This is a genomic window from Methyloceanibacter marginalis (genome assembly GCF_001723295.1).
GTDB classification, from domain to species: Bacteria; Pseudomonadota; Alphaproteobacteria; order Rhizobiales; family Methyloligellaceae; genus Methyloceanibacter; species Methyloceanibacter marginalis.
Genome location: NZ_LPWD01000124.1, coordinates 1 through 16,061, shown reverse-complemented (window position 1 = coordinate 16,061; position 16,061 = coordinate 1). Strand labels below are relative to the sequence as shown.

14 protein-coding genes, 1 tRNA gene and 2 pseudogenes are annotated in these 16,061 nt (G+C 62.4%); 2 read left to right on the top strand and 15 right to left on the bottom strand.

Features of this window, described 5'->3' with window-relative positions:
* The 13 genes and pseudogenes from AUC71_RS05690 to AUC71_RS21850 form a co-directional block, all read right to left on the bottom strand.
* A pseudogene (locus AUC71_RS05690) lies at positions 1–1,150 on the bottom strand (NirA family protein); the annotation flags it as partial.
* Complete coding sequence (locus AUC71_RS05685) at positions 1,147–2,388, bottom strand: NAD(P)/FAD-dependent oxidoreductase (protein WP_069623488.1); 1,242 nt, start codon at positions 2,386–2,388, stop codon at positions 1,147–1,149. The gene AUC71_RS05685 and the pseudogene AUC71_RS05690, both read right to left, overlap by 4 nt.
* The gene (locus AUC71_RS22215; protein WP_204376648.1) at positions 2,385–3,308 is read right to left on the bottom strand and encodes an ABC transporter ATP-binding protein; all 924 of its coding nucleotides are present in this window, start codon (positions 3,306–3,308) and stop codon (positions 2,385–2,387) included. Before AUC71_RS22215 ends, AUC71_RS05685 begins: the two co-directional genes overlap by 4 nt.
* Positions 3,248–4,114: an ATP-binding cassette domain-containing protein gene (locus AUC71_RS22210; RefSeq protein ID WP_204376647.1), complete on the bottom strand. Its 867-nt coding sequence runs from the start codon at positions 4,112–4,114 to the stop codon at positions 3,248–3,250. Before AUC71_RS22210 ends, AUC71_RS22215 begins: the two co-directional genes overlap by 61 nt.
* A gap of 9 nt (positions 4,115–4,123) precedes the next feature.
* A complete protein-coding gene (locus AUC71_RS22205) occupies positions 4,124–4,591 on the bottom strand; it encodes an ABC transporter permease (RefSeq protein ID WP_342021801.1) in 468 nt (155 codons plus the stop codon).
* Positions 4,513–5,199: a hypothetical protein gene (locus tag AUC71_RS22200; RefSeq protein WP_342021800.1), complete on the bottom strand. Its 687-nt coding sequence runs from the start codon at positions 5,197–5,199 to the stop codon at positions 4,513–4,515. Before AUC71_RS22200 ends, AUC71_RS22205 begins: the two co-directional genes overlap by 79 nt.
* 44 nt (positions 5,200–5,243) lie before the next feature.
* Positions 5,244–6,541 (bottom strand): annotated as a pseudogene (locus AUC71_RS05670) (CmpA/NrtA family ABC transporter substrate-binding protein).
* Positions 6,542–6,951: 410 nt separating this feature from the next.
* The gene (locus AUC71_RS05665; RefSeq protein WP_069623487.1) at positions 6,952–8,196 is read right to left on the bottom strand and encodes a CmpA/NrtA family ABC transporter substrate-binding protein; all 1,245 of its coding nucleotides are present in this window, start codon (positions 8,194–8,196) and stop codon (positions 6,952–6,954) included.
* 5 nt (positions 8,197–8,201) lie between these two features.
* A complete protein-coding gene (locus AUC71_RS05660) occupies positions 8,202–8,813 on the bottom strand; it encodes an ANTAR domain-containing response regulator (RefSeq protein ID WP_069623486.1) in 612 nt (203 codons plus the stop codon).
* A 160-nt stretch (positions 8,814–8,973) separates the two neighbouring features.
* Entirely contained in the window at positions 8,974–10,455 is a 1,482-nt protein-coding gene (locus tag AUC71_RS05655; RefSeq protein ID WP_244500820.1) for a PepSY-associated TM helix domain-containing protein, read from the bottom strand.
* Positions 10,456–10,523: 68 nt separating this feature from the next.
* Positions 10,524–11,084: a hypothetical protein gene (locus AUC71_RS05650; RefSeq protein ID WP_069623484.1), complete on the bottom strand. Its 561-nt coding sequence runs from the start codon at positions 11,082–11,084 to the stop codon at positions 10,524–10,526.
* Positions 11,085–11,196: 112 nt separating this feature from the next.
* Positions 11,197–12,471, bottom strand: a complete 1,275-nt coding sequence (locus AUC71_RS05645; protein WP_204376646.1) for a TonB-dependent siderophore receptor — start codon at positions 12,469–12,471, stop codon at positions 11,197–11,199.
* Positions 12,472–12,500: 29 nt separating this feature from the next.
* The gene (locus AUC71_RS21850) at positions 12,501–14,027 is read right to left on the bottom strand and encodes a TonB-dependent siderophore receptor (RefSeq protein ID WP_069623482.1); all 1,527 of its coding nucleotides are present in this window, start codon (positions 14,025–14,027) and stop codon (positions 12,501–12,503) included.
* Between the two features lie 506 nt (positions 14,028–14,533).
* Between AUC71_RS21850 and AUC71_RS05635 the strand changes: the two genes are divergently transcribed.
* Entirely contained in the window at positions 14,534–15,160 is a 627-nt protein-coding gene (locus tag AUC71_RS05635; RefSeq protein WP_069623481.1) for a pyridoxamine 5'-phosphate oxidase family protein, read from the top strand.
* An 82-nt stretch (positions 15,161–15,242) separates the two neighbouring features.
* On the opposite strand, the gene AUC71_RS05630 is transcribed toward AUC71_RS05635, so the two are convergent.
* A tRNA-Glu gene (locus tag AUC71_RS05630) sits at positions 15,243–15,318 on the bottom strand.
* Positions 15,319–15,363: 45 nt separating this feature from the next.
* Positions 15,364–15,648: a hypothetical protein gene (locus AUC71_RS05625; RefSeq protein WP_141701476.1), complete on the bottom strand. Its 285-nt coding sequence runs from the start codon at positions 15,646–15,648 to the stop codon at positions 15,364–15,366.
* 108 nt (positions 15,649–15,756) lie between these two features.
* On the opposite strand from AUC71_RS05625, the gene AUC71_RS05620 reads away from it, so the two are divergent.
* Positions 15,757–16,061, top strand: a 305-nt coding sequence (locus AUC71_RS05620) for a S4 domain-containing protein (protein ID WP_280139284.1), incomplete at its 3' end; no start/stop codon positions are given.

Genomic DNA, 16,061 nt, shown 5'->3' with positions numbered 1-16,061 from the left:
CCGATCCAATTCAGCCCGTCCTGCTTTTGGGGATGCACGCCGAGATGGGCCATGCGATCCGCTTGGGCGCGCGGTTTCACATGCGCCGCGTCACGCGATCGAGCTTGCGGCCAAGCTTCTCCTCGACCGCGGCGAGGAACGTGTCGAAGCCCCACGCGTCGAGTACGTATTTGAGGCGCGCCTTGTTGCGATTGGTGCGGTCGCCGCTATCCACGAACACGCGCACGATGGCATCGGCGACTTTCGTGGCGTCGGCCGGCGGCAGCACCACGCCGGTGTCGCGGGCGAGGTCGCGATGGCCTGTGATGCCGCCAAGCACGAGGCGGAAATAGAGGCCCGCCGGCACGACCGCCCCCTCGGCCACCTCAACCGCGGAGAAGCCGATATCGTTGGTCTCTTCCAGTGCCGCGACCTGCCCCGCGCCGTCGAAGGCGACATTGAACTTGCGCGGCAGACCCGTGAGCGAGCGATCGTTCAGCACATGGAAATGCCAGCTCCGCGCGTAAGGCCGCGTATCCAGCAGCTCTTGGGGGTCGATGCCCGCGGTCGGCGTGCCGGTGACGTTGCGGATATTGTCCGCGCCCGAGCCGCGCGACGTGAGCCCGAGATCCTGGATGCCCTCGATGACGTTGATCGCATTGGCGGCGGCGATCTCGCGGATCTGCAGATTGGCGCGCGTGGTCACATGGGCATAGCCGCCGCCGAAGTCTTCCGCGATTCGCGCCACGCCTTCGAACTGTGCCGCGCTCAGGATCCCGTTCGGGATGCGCAAGCGGCACATATAAGAGTCCTGGTTGGGCGCCACATAGAACAGGCCGTAATAGCGCCAGCGGAAATTATCCGGCGGCTTCGGAAACTCGTTCTTCGCGGCCTGTTCGTTGAGACGGCTATAGGCATCGAAGGGGTGCTCTTCCCGCTTCCACTTCTCCGGGTCCACGAGCTTCTTGCCTGACGCCTCGGTCTTGGTCTGGGCCTTAAGATGCGCCGCGTCCGGGCCCACCGGCTCGCCCGCGCCGCCCCCCTCACCCAACGGCTTCAAGCCTTGTGCCGCACGCTTTGCCTGAACGCCGGAGATCAGGCCTTCGAGATAGCTCTTCTGCTCGCCGGAGAACTTCGCGTCCGGCTTTTCCTTGGCGTCGGCGGCGGTCATGCGGCCTCCGCTTGCGGCATGGCCGGCGCGTCCTCCCCGCATCCGCAGAACGCGCGGCCGAAGACCAGCGCATCGCGCATGACAGCGATCGATGTGCCGGAACGAATGAGGTCGAGATACCAAAGAGAGTCCGCCGTATCGCCGAGCAGCACCGCGCCGGCAAGCCGCGTCTCCCTCACGATAAGCTTGCGATAGATGCCCTGCTCCGGATCGGTGAACAGAATGGGTTCAGTACCGGGTTCCCAGAAGTCGCCGGCGGAGAACACATCGACACCGGACACTTTGAGATTGGTGGCAAGCAGCGACCCTTCGTAGGCCGCGGCCGCGCCGGCGAGATGCAGCGCGAGGACCCGCGCCTGCTCATAGGCCGGTTCGACCAGGCCGTAACAAAGACCGCGATGCTCGGCGCACTCCCCTAGCGCGTAGATGCCGGGCGCGCTGGTCTGCATCTGATCGTCGACCACAATGCCACGCTTGACGTCGAGCTCTGCCATCCGGGCAAGCTCGGCGCGGGGGCGAATGCCAGCGGCCATGACGATCAGGTCGGCCGGCAGAACGCGGCCGTCGGAAAGGCGAAGCCCCTCCACCTTGTCTTGGCCCTCGATGGCCGCGCTTTCCGCCTCCAGCAGAACCTCGATGCCGCGCGCTTCGAGCGCGGCTTTCAGCATCGCGCCGCCACGCGCATCGAGCTGCCGCTCCATAAGCCGGTCAATGAGGTGCACCACGGTCACCTGGGCACCGGCTTTCGCCAGGCCATAGGCTGCCTCGAGGCCAAGCAAGCCGCCGCCGATGACCACGGCGCGTTTTTTTGGGGCCGCCCCGCGCATGATGTCTCCCACATCCTGCAAGTCGCGGAAGGTCAGAACGCCGCAAAGCTCGACACCTGGAAGCGGCAAGCGGATGGGTTCGGAGCCTGTCGCCAGCACAAGCTTCGAGAAGTCGAGACAACCGCCCCCTTCGAGATGCACCTGACGCGCACGCGCATCGACACGGGTGGCGCGGCGCCCATAGACGAGCGTGACGCCTTTTGACTCCCACCAGCCGCGGGACTTGAGCTCGATATCCTGTTCGGCCACCTCACCGGCGAGCAGGGAGGACAGCAGCACGCGATTATAGGCGAGCGCCGGCTCCTCCCCGATCACCGCAATGGCGTACCGCCCCGGCGCACGCTTCGTCAGCTCGTCGACGAACCGCGCGGTTGCCATGCCATTTCCGACGATGACGAGTGGCTCGCTCATGCGGCGGCCTCGAGCGCTTTGCCGTGCCCCGCTTTGGCTGTCTCCGTCTTGCCGACCGCACCGTGCTCGAACTCGTCGAGGAAGCCGAGGATTGCCTCGCGATATTCATAATAGCGGGGATGGTCGAGCAACGCCTGGCGCGTGCGCGGCCGCGGTATGTCGATCTCCACGATGCGGCCGACCCTCGCGTTAGGCCCGTTCGTCATCATCACCACCCGATCGGCGAGCAGAATCGCTTCGTCCACGTCGTGCGTGACACAGACCGCGGTGACCTCCGTGCGGGTCCACACTTCCATCAGGACTTCCTGCAGCGCCCACCGCGTCAGGCTGTCCAGCATGCCGAACGGCTCATCGAGCAGCAGCAATTTCGGAGAGAGTGCCGAGGCGCGCGCCAAGCCAACGCGCTGCTTCATGCCGTTCGACAGCTCGGCCGCGTATTTTTTCACAGCATCGCCGAGACCGACGCGGTTCAGATAATAGTGCACCACGTCTTGGCGTTCGGCGCGGCTGGCATCCGGATAGACGCGGTCGACACCAAGGGCCACGTTCTGCTCGGCGGTAAGCCACGGCACGAGCGACGGCGCCTGGAATACAACGGCGCGGTCGGGGCCGGCCTCATGCACCTGGCGATTGTCGAGGATGACGGCACCCAGACTCACATCCTGGAGTCCGGCGGCCATCGACAGCACCGTGGACTTTCCGCAGCCGGAGTGACCGATCAGCGAGACGAACTCGCCTTTCTTCATTTTGAGGTCGAAGCCGTCGACCACGGTCAGCGGACCGTTCGGCGTGGGATACGTCTTGGAGATCAGGCTGAAGTCGAGATAGCGGTCCTCGCGCTTCGTATCCGCAGCGGCCTTTACGTAGGCCGCCGGCAACGCCTCGTCTGCCTGTGCTTGCTTGGCGAAGAACGGCACCACATTCGGCAGAATGAGGCCACCGTCACCCGCGCTTTGCGCATCTCACCCGCTTCCATCAGATATTTCGTGATGTCACCGCGCAGGCGGTGATAGGTCTCGTCGTGATTGAGCGCGACGCGATTGCGCGGACGCGGCAGCGCCACGCGATAGTCGGGGCCAAGCGTGCCGTCGGGATTGAGCGGCACGATGCGATCGGCGAGGAAGATCGCCTCATCCACGTCGTTGGTGATCAGCACCATCGTGGCGTCGGTCTCGGCGCGGATCTCGGCAAACTCGTCCTGGAGCTTGGCGCGGGTCAGTGCGTCGAGGGCCGAAAGCGGCTCGTCGAGCAACAGCACCTCGGGCTGCATGGCGAGTGCGCGCGCCACCGACACGCGCTGCCGCATGCCGCCGGAGAGCTCGGCCGGACGACGGTCCCGCGCATGGGTGAGGCCGACCATGCCCATATACTTCTCGGTGAGTGCCTTGCGCTCGGCGCGCGACGCCTTGGCGTGAACGGCGCCTACAGCCAGCCCGATATTGTCCTCGACGGTGAGCCACGGCATCAGAGCGTAGCTCTGAAAGGCAACACCGCGCTCCGGCCCCGGACCCGTCACCGGTGCGTCCTTGAAAAAGACCTCGCCTTTGTCCGGCGCCTTCAGTCCAGCCAACAGCGAGATCAGCGTGGTCTTGCCGGTACCCGAAAATCCGAGCACGGCGAGTAGCTCGCCATCTTCCACGCGTAGATCGATGCCCTTCAGCACCTCGGTGCGGCTTTGAGCCGAGCCGTAGCCCGCGTGCACATTCTTGAGTTCGAGAATGGACATAGGTGCTTCCTAGCGGCTGGGGCTGTGGGTGACGGCGGTCTCCAACGCGACCATGAGCCGGTCGAGCAGGAAGCCGATGATGCCGATGGTCAGAACCGCAACCATGATGCGGGCGAGCGAGTCCGATGACCCGTTCTGGAACTCATCCCACACGAACTTTCCGAGGCCGGGATTCTGCGCCAGCATCTCCGCGGCGATCAGCACCATCCAGCCGACGCCAAGCGACAGACGAAGCCCCGTGAAGATGTATGGCAGCGCGGAGGGCAGCACGACCTTGAACACTTTCGTGTACCAAGAGAGTTGCAGAACGCGGCCGACATTGACGAGATCGCGGTCGATGGAAGCGACGCCGATAGCCGTGTTGATGAGCGTTGGCCATAGCGAGCACAACGTCACCGTCACCGCCGAGGTGACGAAGCTCTTCGGGAAGCCGGCGTATTCCTCGATATAGACCGCCGACACCACCATGGTGACGATGGGCAGCCAGGCGAGCGGCGAGACCGGCTTGAAGATCTGCACGATGGGATTGAGCGCGGCGTGAACGTGCTCGACAGCCCGCACAGCACGCCGAGCGGAATGGCGATCAGGCTCGCCAGCAGAAAGCCGGTGAACACCGTCAGCAGTGACGTGAAAATCTGATCGATGAAGGTGGGACGGGCGATATAGCTGCGCCACTTCACCTGGGCGTCCGGGTCCGCCGCGACCTTGTCGGCGTTGCGCTTCTCCTGCCGCTCGTAATAAGCGGCTTCCTTGTCGCGCTCCGCCAGATGATCCTGCCACAGCACGCCCGCCTGCTCGGCCACCGCGGCGGGGCCCGGAATGGCGCCGAGCGAGGTCACGACCCGCGGCGCCAGCATCGCCCACAGCGCGAGAAAGACGGCGATGGCGATCAGCGGCACCATCAGGGTGTGCCAGATGGCCTTTGCCTGCTGTTGCGGCCGGTAACCGACCGAAAGCCGCGCGATCGGCACGAGCCAGCCGAACCCTAGCGGTTTCATTGCGCGGTCCAGGCGCTCGAAGGTCGGCGCCAACCGCTCTTTCAGGGGCGGCGGAGGCGGCGCTGCGGCGTGATCCATAATGGTCATATCCAGTCCTTTTTTCGTGACGCGGCTAGCGGACAGGGCGCGCGTCAGCCGCCCACCACCTGATTGCCAGCGACGGTCTGTTCGTCCTTCAAGCCAATGGGAAATTTCGACAGGTACTCGTTCGGTTTCCTGCCGTCGTACTCGATGCCGTCGATGAACTCGGCAGTCGGCGCCTTGAAACCGTCCGTGCCGAAAGGAAAGTCTTCCTTCTTGGCGTAGCCGTCATCGATCAGGGCCTGCGCGGCCTGCATATAAATGTCGGGCCGGTAGACCTCCTTGGCGGTCTCCACGTACCAGTCGTCAGACTTGGCGCTGCCGATCTGCCCCCAGCGGCGCATTTGGGTCAGGTACCAGATGGCGTCGGAGTAATAGGGATAAGTGGCGTAGTGCTTGAAGAAGACGTTGAACTCGGGCGCCGGGCGCTTGTCGCCCTTCTCGTATTCGAAGGAGCCCGTCATCGAGTTGGCGATGACCTCCTCGTCCGCGCCGACATAGGCGGAGTGCGACAGGATCTTGACCGCCTCTTCGCGGTTCGCCGGATCGTCCAGCCACTGACCGGCGCGGATCAGGGCCTTTACCACGGCAAGATGGGTGTTCGGGTTTTCCTCCGCCCATTTGCGCGTGACCCCGAACACCTTCTCCGGATTGTATTTCCAGATGCCGTGATCGGTGATGACAGGAACGCCGATGCCCTTGAACACCGCGGCCTGGTTCCATGGCTCTCCCACGCAATAGCCAAGGATCGTGCCCGCCTCCAAGGTCGAAGGCATTTGCGGCGGCGGCGTCACTGAAAGCAACACATCGGCCTGGATCTGACCGGCGGTGTTCTCGGGCGAGTAAAAGCCGGGGCGCAGCCCGCCGGCCGCGAGCCAGTAGCGCAGCTCGTAATTGTGCGTCGAGACAGGGAACACCATGCCCATGTTGAAGGGCTTGCCTTCGGACCGGTAGCGCTCGACCACAGGCTTCAGCGCGGCCGCCGAGATCGGATGTTTCGGCTTGCCGTCCTCCCCCATCTCCATATGCGCCTTCATCTCCTCGAACACGCCGTTGGAGACGGTGATGGCGTTGCCGTTCAAGTCCATGGAGAAGGCAGTGACGATATCCGCCTTGGTGCCGTAGCCGATGGTGGCGCCGAGCGGCTGGCCCGCCAGCATATGCGCGCCGTCGAGTTCGCCGGTGATGACCCGGTCGAGAAGCACCTTCCAATTGGCCTGGGCCTCGAGCTCGACTTGAACTCCCTCGTCCTCGAAGAAGAACTTCTCTTTGGCGATGCGAGCGGCGCCATATCCGTGAGCTTGATGAAACCGAATTTGAGAACGTCTTTCTCCGGTTCACCGCTCATGGCCGGGCTCGCTGCGAGCCCGAGCACTGTCGACAAGACCGCCAAACCTTTCGCGATCTCCCCCAGCATCTTCGTCCAACCCAACATCATCATCTCCTCGTTCGCCTCTGCGGGCGCGCAAAACAAAAAACGCTGCATCGAGAAACCGACCGCATGCGTGCAGTCAGTCATCGAGGCAGCGTTGCCTGGAGCGATCCGCCGTTGGACCGCGATAAATTGTTCGGAAGGGTCGTTCCTTCGCTCACCTCTAGAGAGTCAAGAAGCGTGCCAAAGCGGGCTAGGACGGGATCGTCCTATTTTCCAATGTGTTACGTTAAATCGCGATTCGCGCGGGCTGGAGTCTCGTGCGCAATCATTGTGCACTGCACGCAGGCACTGCCGGTTTCAATGGCAGTTGGGCGCGTCAAAACTCACAGATTGAGTTCGGCGAAAGCCTCAAGATCGGTGCCGGCGGACCGGATTGGCAGCGCGCGCAGATGGCCGATGGCGGCTTGCGGATCGAAGGTCTCGCCGCCGAAGAAGGCGCCGGCTTCACCCTCCGTTTTGTAATCGCTGCCCGGGATGTCGATACCGGAGGCCGCGAGCGCCGCGCGATAGAGGTCAGGCCGGTAGACACGCTCCGCAAGCGCAAGGATGTCGAAAGGCTCGCGCACCTGTCCCCAGCGGATCATCTGCGTGATGATCCAGACCGCGTGCGATCGCCACGGAAAGGTCGCCGCGTGCCGATGAAACACCACGGCGTCCGTGTCGACAATCTCGGGCTCGTCTCCGCCGCGCCTCATATGCCCAGTGAGCGGCTTGAGAAGAATCTCCTCGGCCACACCCACATACTGAGGCTGCGCCAGGATGCGCGCCGCCTCGCGCCGGTTCTCAGGCTCGTCAAGCCACTGCCCCGCCGCAGCGAGCGCACGCATTGCGTCGCTGAGCAACGCCGCGTTCTTACCTGCCCAGGATTCCCGCACGCCCAGCACCTTCTCGGGGCTCATGGGCCACATCTCGTTCTTGGTCGCGAGGATCACCCCATGACCCTGCTCCACGGCGACGCTGTTCCACGGCTGACCTACGCAGAAGCCGTCCACGCGGCCCGCTTTGAGAGACTCCGCCAAAAGTGGTGGCGGCACGACGATGAGATTGACGTCGTTATCCGGATCGATTCCGGCCGAAGCCAGCCAGAACCGCAGATCGTAGTTATGGCAGGAGAACGGATAGACCATGCCAAGTGTCAGCGGCGCGCGGCCTTCCCTGTCACGCCGGCGCACCACATGCGCCATCGCCTTGGCCGCTTGCATGCCGCCCGCGCGGACCGCGCCTTCGTCGGCCCCGCGCATCTCTTCGTAAAGCGCTTGCGACACGGTGATGGCGTTGCCGTTGAGGCTGAGCGACATGGGCGCGATCACGGGCTCCGCCGCGCGTCCCAGTCCGAGAGTCGCCGCGATCGGCATGGGCGCGAGCATATGGGCACAGTCGAACACGCCCACGTCGAGCTTGTCGCGGATATTGGCCCAGGACACCTCGCGGTGAAGCTGGAACGAGAAGTTAAACTGCTGGTCGAAGCCACGTTCGCGCGCGATGACCAGCGGCGCGCAATCGAGCAGCGGAATGAATCCCGCCTGCACCACGCGCTCATGTCGTCTGACCGGCTTCGGTTCGTGCATGGGCGCTACTCCTTCAACAACTCGAACGAGCTGACGAGCCCTTCGGCCACGTCGGCGAGCCGCTTGCCCTGCCCCATGGCCGTCTTGCGCAGCAGCCCGTAGGCCTCGTCCTCGCTCAGGTCACGGCTCCGCATCAAAATGCCCTTGGCCTTCTCGATCACCTTGCGGTCTTTCAGCGCGCTCTTCGTCTCCTCGAGCTCGGTGCGCAGGCGGTCGAACGCCTTGAAGCGCGACACGGTCATCTCCAGGATCGGCTTGACCCGCTCCTTCTTGAGTCCGTCAACGATATAGGCGCTGACGCCCGCGTCGATCGCCTCCTCGATGGTGGCCTTGTCGCTTTGCTCGACGAACATGGCGATGGGCCGCCGCACCGCGCGTGAGACCTGGAACATTTGCTCCAAGACATCGCGGCTCGGATTCTCCAAATCGATGAGGATGACGTCCGGATCGAGCTTATAAATCTGCTCCACGAGATGGCTCGCGCTGTCCAGCATAGTCACGTTGACGAAGCCAGCCTCCTTTAGGCCGGATTCCAGGATCGCACGCCGGATCGGGGTCTCGTCGATGACCAGGATCTTCAGCGTGCTGTCGGCGCTATCGAAAACGGATAAGGACAAGGGGGCTCGCGGCTCGTTGTGCAGCGCACAATTGTGGCGCGAGTCAGCCGCTTCTGCAAGCGTTCCAATTCGGAGGCCCTTGAAAGTGGGCGGACCCCATGGGTACGGCGCCGTCAGGCAGTGACGTGATCGATCAGCGCGTCCAAACCGTGACGGGCACTCACGGCGTGGAGCGCGCACGGCCTCTCGCCGTCTTGCCGGACATGTAGCGCTTGCCAACCAGGATCAGAACATCGGCCATCAGGATGAATCCGCCTCCGATGAGGAGCCCATCGACGATCCAACCCATTGGGTCCGCAATGCCCCGATCCCAGAACATCGCGATATGCACCACCGCGACCGCGCATAAGGAAAGCCCGGATAAGAGAAGCAGGATTCTGGCGCACGCGGTCTCGTCCCGAGAGAGATAGCCGATCCCGAGCGCCGCCCCAAAGCACACGAGATAGCTTGGCAGGATCAGAGCGGGCGAAGCCGTGAGCGCGACTAGCGCCGCAGCAGCCAGCGCGAAGGGTTGGCTCCAAGCCAGCGCCGCCCAGATACGCTCCCAGAATGGCGTGGGCCTGCCCTTCTCGCGCCGCCGGTGCAGCCAGATGGTAACCCCGGTGTGAGTCACAATCGTCAGCGCCAGTCCAAGCAGACCATAGACGATCTTGACGGTCATGCCGCCGAACCAGCCGAAATGGATGGGATGAAGGGCGCCGAGAATCTGCTGGCCAATAGAGCCCGACTCCAGGCCGCCATCGCCGATCAACTCACCGGTTCCGTCGAAATAGTAGGGATTGGCAGAGGATAGATGTCCCGGGCTCCGCATCGACAGATGGGTCATCTGTCCCACGGTTCCGGCATGTTCGACATGGGCGCTCGAGAAGATGGAGTCCGCGTGGTCTGCCCGTATGCGCGCGATCATGGCGCTGAGATCGGGCAGCGGCGCAGGCGCGACATCCTCTCCCGCTTGCGGACCGATCAGCTCGCCGAACGCCTTTCCGGAGTCGCCCTCATAAGCGGCCAGCGCCAGCACCCCAATGATCAGCACCGACAAGCCTAACAAGGCGCCGGTCAGTGAGACGGCGATATGAAACGGCAGCCCCCAGACCCCGAGCCGGTTGTGCAGATCGGCATCCTGGAGCCGGCGGGACCCGCCAATTCGAAAGGAAAAGGCATCCCGAAAAATTCTTGGATGCGACAGCAGCCCCGAGATCAGCGACGAGAGGAGAGCGACGCCTGTCAGCCCCACGATAAACAGGCCATAGGTCGGCGGAATGTGCAGATTGATGTGAAGCCTTGCAAGAAACTCCGACCAGGGCGCCTCGACCTCTTCGACGATGTTGCCTTTGGCATCGGCAAGCCATTCGCGCTCCATGCCTGACTCATGGTCGTGGAAGCTCACGTTGAAATGAGGCGTACGAGATCCATCCCAGGCGACGAACAGATCTGGCGTCTCCGAATGCTCTTTGGCGGCGATGAAAGCCGCGTTCAAGGCATTGCCGATGGCTTCCGGCGTAGGTTCCTCGAAAACCAGCGGTACGTTCGGCTGTTCCCAGCGCTTGAACTCCAGAACGAAGACGGCGAGCGTTCCCGACAGGCAGACAATGTAGATGAGCGCGGCAAAGGCCAGGCCTAACGCCGAGTGGCCAGCCAGCATGGCGCGGACGAATTCCGGCGAGAGCCAGTTCTTTTTCTGTCGGGGGGTACTTGGTGTTGATGCGTCAGTCATGAAACCAGGTTCGGAAGGAACGCGATCGTATAGCCGGCCGCGCATATGATCAGGAGGATCGCCGTGGCGCGGAAAAGCTTGGAGTCGGACAGCGTCCAAGCCATTCCGCCGCCCCACAGCACCGGGACCATGAGGCCCCCGATAAGCATCTTATCGGTTTCCGGCATCGGCATGGCAACGGCGAATGCAACGCCCACACCGATCGACGCCGCTCCTGCAAGCACGATCGCCAGCAAACTCTTCGCGATCGCCCGGGTCCAATTGGTCGCACGCTGAGCCGGTTCCGCGGCCCTGTCGCGAGAATCGGAGCGCTTCCTCCGGACCTGAACGGTCGCCGTGACGCCAACCAGTCCCACGACCGAGAAGGCAAGCAGGGCGAAGGCAATTCCGCGTTCGCCCCCGAACGCATGCGCAAAAATGAAAAAGCTCGCGACGATCGCGAGCCAGCCGACAAGAACGGCGCCCTTAAGGCCACCTCGCCGCTTGCGCAGCCAGCTCAACCTCAGGAGAGCGACGCCCGCGGCAAGCAGGCCGATGGCTGCGGCGATCAGGCCCATGGCAGAAACCCTTCACTCATTCTGCGCCTCCCGTGATCTTCAGACGCGGCGGCGCCCATCCGCCACCGGCAGGTGACGGGTGGGCGCGTTAGCCTTGCGTCCCGAGAAATTCTCAGAACTTGTAAGTCGCGCTGCCGATCACCGTGCGCGCTTGACCGATGCCGCAGGTGAGGGTGAAAGCGCCGCACGAAACGAGATAGAGCTCGTCCTCAAGGTTCTGGGCGGTCACGGCCCACCGCCAGTGATCCGTTTCATAGCCGACTGAAGCGTCGAACAGCGTGGCGGAAGGCGTGGTGACCGAGAATTGCCGTCCAGTTAGGAGATCCTCGCCCACGTCTGTGACCTCGCCGATATAGCGCACGCCCGCGCCGACCGAGAAGCCATCGAGCCATCCGCGGCTGAACGTGTAGATGCCCCACAGAGAAGCAAGATGCTCCGGCATGTTCGAGTCTTGGGTGCCGATCTTGTATGCGAGCGGATCGGGATAGTCGGTGAACACCGCGTCGGTATAGGTATAGGAAGCGATCGCCACCAATTCATCAGTCAGATTGCCGATCGCCTCGAATTCGAAACCCCGCACCCGTCTCGCGGCACCGATCAGGTTCTCAAAAAGTGTGTCCGGCGACGCAATAAGGTTCTCTTCGTTGAGTTCGTAAGCGGCGAGATTCACGGCGAATCTGGACCCACGGGGCTGGATCTTTACGCCGACCTCGATTTGATTGCCTTCCCGTGGCGTCGCTGCCCGGCCATTCGTCCTGACGAAGAGAGTATCCGACACGATCAGGCCGGGTTGAGGCGTGAAGGACTGAGACCAGGACACGTAGGGTGCAATACCGGCATCGAACTCGTACATGAGCGCGGCCCGGCCCGACGTCGCCTGCTCGTGAGTATCTGGAGAGCCCTTAAAGCCGATGTCGACCCAATCCTGCCGGATACCGGCAATGCCAATCCAGTTTCCAAGGCGCAGCTGATCCTGAATGTAGATGCCCGTCTGAAACTGAGCTTGATCGGGGTTCGGAGTGGGTTTGATTTTTTTCGGGTCAACGGCTTGCAAGCCGTTGATGTCGATCTGGTACGAGGACCGCTTATGATTGCCCTTGAAGACATTGTATTTGCGCTGCGTGCCCGGATATCCGGCTTGGTTGAGCACAAAGTTGCGATCGATACCGAGCCCCGCCACATAGTCTGACGCAAGGGTGGACGTAATAGACGACGCTTGCTGGGCCGCTTCGGCCAAAAAGAATGGAAGGAAAGGCCCGTATGCGGCTGCAACTTCCGAATACACCAGCGGATAAATTTGTGAAAACGCCCCGTCCAGATAGAGAGCTTCGGTGGCTGAGATAGCTGCCGGATTGACTCCCGATGCTGTCAGAAGGTTGTCGACCAAATTTATGTCGGCGGAGCTTTCTCTGAAGCTCATATAGTCGCCGCCGCCGGTGATCTCGTGTTGGATCTTGCCTGTGTCGAATTCACCGTGAGGTACGTGTCCGAAGAAAACACGCGCGTATCCACCTGCGAAACGTACCTGAGCCGAGCCAACTCGGTTTGCTCGGCGTTGAGGTACGGGGCGTAGTCGGGAGTGACCAGAGGCACACCAAGAAACCCCTCGAACGGCGCATTGATGATGTTTAGCCGGTTGGGCGACAATCCAGCTGGGTATGTCGAATCGTAATCGTTGTTGGTGTGTGTGTAGCGCAGGCCCGTGTGGAATTTCAGCCCGCTGTCTAACTTCTTGTCGATCAACAGCGTCCCGGATTCCTTCTCGGTGTCGTAATGATCCGTGGGAATGCCTGCGAACGTGTCCCGGGGGATCTTGCGTCCTTGGGTAGTGGGGAGGAGCGTTCCTTCCACAGGAAAGAACTGCGCGGTCGACCCGCTATCGTCCCGTTGGAAGTTACCCAACAGCAAGACCTCGGTATCCTCGTTAGGACGATACGCGATCGACGGCTGAAGCATCCAGCGGTCGTTGTCGACATAATCGACCTGCGTGTCGGCCAAGCGGCCCAGGCCGGTAATGCGATAGTAGAAGTCGCTATTTTCGAAGAGCGGGCCGCTTAGATCGCCCCTGAGCTGTCTAAAATCGAACGATCCGTAGTCGACTCCGGCTTCGGCGAATGGCTCGAGTGTCGGCCGCTTCGAAATGCCGTTGACGATGCCGCCCGCACTGGTGGCGCCATACAGCATGGCCGACGGACCGCGCAGAACCTCGATGCGCTCGAGCGCGTAAGGCTCGATCGGAATCGTATTCTGATAAGTGCCGCCCTGAATGCCGGTCGACAAGCCGTCGATGAAGATCGAGCCCTCTGTGCCACGAATGATAACGTTGTCGTTTCGGGTATCGACACCGAAGCCATCGGCGAAGACGCCCGGTGTGTATCGAACGGCCTCGTCGAGGGTTTGGACGCCCTGATCCTGCATCTGCTCCACACCGATCACGGAGATCGACTGTGGTGTCTCGATTAGAGGTGTGTCGGTTTTCGTGCCGGTCGCAGAGCGGGTGGCGACATATCCTTCGACCGGACTATAGGCGGTCGGCTCGCCGCCGGCTGTCGCGCGTTCGACACCTTCCGGCTCCGGCTGCTGTAAGGGAGTCGTAACGGCGGTTTGCACCGGGGCGGCGGCTTGCCGCGTCTTCGGGACCGCTGTGGTGGTGATCGGTCTCGGCCTTGCCGCCGGCTGTGGTTCCACGGCCGGCTCCGCCTCAGGCTTGGGCTCCGCTTCCGCGTCAGTCTCCTGGAGCACCTCAACGGGCGGCAAGGTATCGGCGGGGCCAGGCTTAGCCTCCGTCCCGGCTACTCCCTGCGCAGTCTGCTCTTCTTGCGCTTCTTGTGAAGACTCCGATTCTTGCGCTTGAACGAGCCCTGCGCTCGTGAAGGCCATCATGAAAAGCAACAAGACCGCATCGCGGACAGTCACAGTTAAGCCGCGCGCAATGGCGGCCATCCTACTCCCAATCACTAAATTCGCCCCCCGGCAGTCACGTTGTTTCGAGTTTAGGTCTACGAGCCTCGCCTAAACCCTATGCTGGAGGGTGATCCGATCGGTACTGAACTCTGTTCAAGAAGATTGTTTCAAGAGACTGCACTGAACTCTGTTCAAGAAGATTGTTGATGAACATTCATCATGCGCGTTCGTGACTCCGCGACCGCTCAAAAGTGAACGTGTTCTGCGGTCTTGCTGCGTGCGTGGATGTCTTGGAACGAGATGAGCGAAAATTTTTCCCGGTCCAGATTGCAATACCGCAGCACAATGTTTGACAACTATTCCCGCTCGACATGCGCCTTGCGGTTTGGCGGATCGCTCAGCGATCCCAGCGAAAGAATAGATGTGCGATTTGGTCGCGGCTCTGGTCCCCAGCTATTGGACAATAAAGTGCTGTCCACGTTAGCTGATCTTGATCGAGGAGACGCGCTTGTCCTGCCGCGCACTCACATATCGCGAGGCGACGCATGATTGATCCTTCCGACACGATCACGAGCGAAGAAGAGCTTCGGACCATCTACGCCCAGCCCGCCAAGCCGGTGCGCGAGAAGGCGTTTCCCCATCTCGACAAGCACAGCCGCCGCTATCTGGAACTGTCGCCGTTCTTTTGCATCGGATCGAGCCAGCCGGACGGCCTCGGCGATGTGTCGCCGCGCGGCGGAGAGCCCGGCTTCGTCCACGCGCTTGACGATACGCACATCGCCTTCCCGGACCGGCCGGGCAACAACCGGCTCGATACGCTCTTGAACATCCTGCATCGGCCCGCCGTCGGCCTGTTGTTCTTCCTGCCGGGCGTCAACGAGATGCTGCGGATCAACGGGCGCGCGTTGATTACGAGGCGGGAAGACCTGATGCAGCGTTTCCTGCACGACGGCAAGCGGCCGCGCACGGTGGTCGTGATCGAAACCTGCGAGGTCTACTTTCATTGCTCCAAGGCGCTGCGCCGCTCCGATCTCTGGAATCCGGACAAGCGCATTTCGAAAGGCGGTTTTCCGACACTCGGGCAGATCGCCCGCGACCAGCTCAGGCTGCCGGTGCCCTCACGGCTGATCGATTTCGCCCTGAACCAGGATGCAAAGAAGAACTTGTACTGATGAGTGCTGATGCGGAAGGCGCGCCCGCGAGACTGGCGGGGAACGGCGGACCGTCGCGCGCGCGCCGAAGACTTGATTTTATTGGCGCCCCGTAGGGGAATCGAACCCCTGTTTCCGGCGTGAGAGGCCAGCGTCCTAGGCCGCTAGACGAACGGGCCACGCGAGCGAGAAGCTATAGCTTGCCGCCTGGATCGCGATCAAGGCTAATCGGCATCGATCCTGATGCGGGAAAGCACCGTGCCGGTGGTGACGTCGATGACGGCGATCTCCGGGCCGGTACTGGTCTGTAGATGGAGGGCCAGCCGGTCGCCATCAAGGGCCATGGCGGCAATCGTGGCGCCGGGCGGAAGGGCTAGCCCAGAGGTCTTAGCCGGGAGGGAAACCTGGCCGGGGGCCGAGGCCTGCACTTTCTTATCTCCAAGCTTCGAGGCCTGATAAACGATAGCCGCCATCACGAAGGCGAAACCGCCCACCAAGAGGGTGCCCATGACGATCACGGCGATCTTGAGCCGCGCACCTGGCGCGGTGTAAACACCGTGCCCGGCAGGGGCGTATTGTCAGGCTCGCTCGTCACCGCCATCGTCTAGAGTCCTGAAATGCCGCAATCACATCAACGGCCCGTCGAACGCCTCACCGCCGAAGCGGAGGAAAGCCACGCGAACATGCGGCTCGACCTGTTCTTGAGCGGCATGCTCCCTGAGTTGAGCCGCACGCGGGTGCAGGCCCTTATCAGGGATGGCCAAGTGGCCTCAAGCGGCGCGACCATAGAGGACGTGAAATATAGGGTCAAACCGGGCGAGAGCTTCGAACTTTGCCTGCCGCCCGTTGCCGATACCACGATCGGCGCCGAAGCGATCCCGCTCGACGTGGTCTACGAGGACGACGCGCTCATCGTCATCGA

Coding starts and splice junctions, on each gene's coding strand:
- AUC71_RS05685 (WP_069623488.1), bottom strand. CDS start 2,388: ATGAGCGAGCCACTCGTCATCGTCGGAAATGGCATGGCAACCGCGCGG.
- AUC71_RS22210 (WP_204376647.1), bottom strand. CDS start 4,114: ATGTCCATTCTCGAACTCAAGAATGTGCACGCGGGCTACGGCTCGGCT.
- AUC71_RS22200 (WP_342021800.1), bottom strand. CDS start 5,199: ATGACCATTATGGATCACGCCGCAGCGCCGCCTCCGCCGCCCCTGAAA.
- AUC71_RS05665 (WP_069623487.1), bottom strand. CDS start 8,196: ATGCACGAACCGAAGCCGGTCAGACGACATGAGCGCGTGGTGCAGGCG.
- AUC71_RS05655 (WP_244500820.1), bottom strand. CDS start 10,455: ATGCTGGCTGGCCACTCGGCGTTAGGCCTGGCCTTTGCCGCGCTCATC.
- AUC71_RS05650 (WP_069623484.1), bottom strand. CDS start 11,084: ATGGGCCTGATCGCCGCAGCCATCGGCCTGCTTGCCGCGGGCGTCGCT.
- AUC71_RS21850 (WP_069623482.1), bottom strand. CDS start 14,027: ATGGCCGCCATTGCGCGCGGCTTAACTGTGACTGTCCGCGATGCGGTC.
- AUC71_RS05635 (WP_069623481.1), top strand. CDS start 14,534: ATGATTGATCCTTCCGACACGATCACGAGCGAAGAAGAGCTTCGGACC.
- AUC71_RS05625 (WP_141701476.1), bottom strand. CDS start 15,648: ATGGGCACCCTCTTGGTGGGCGGTTTCGCCTTCGTGATGGCGGCTATC.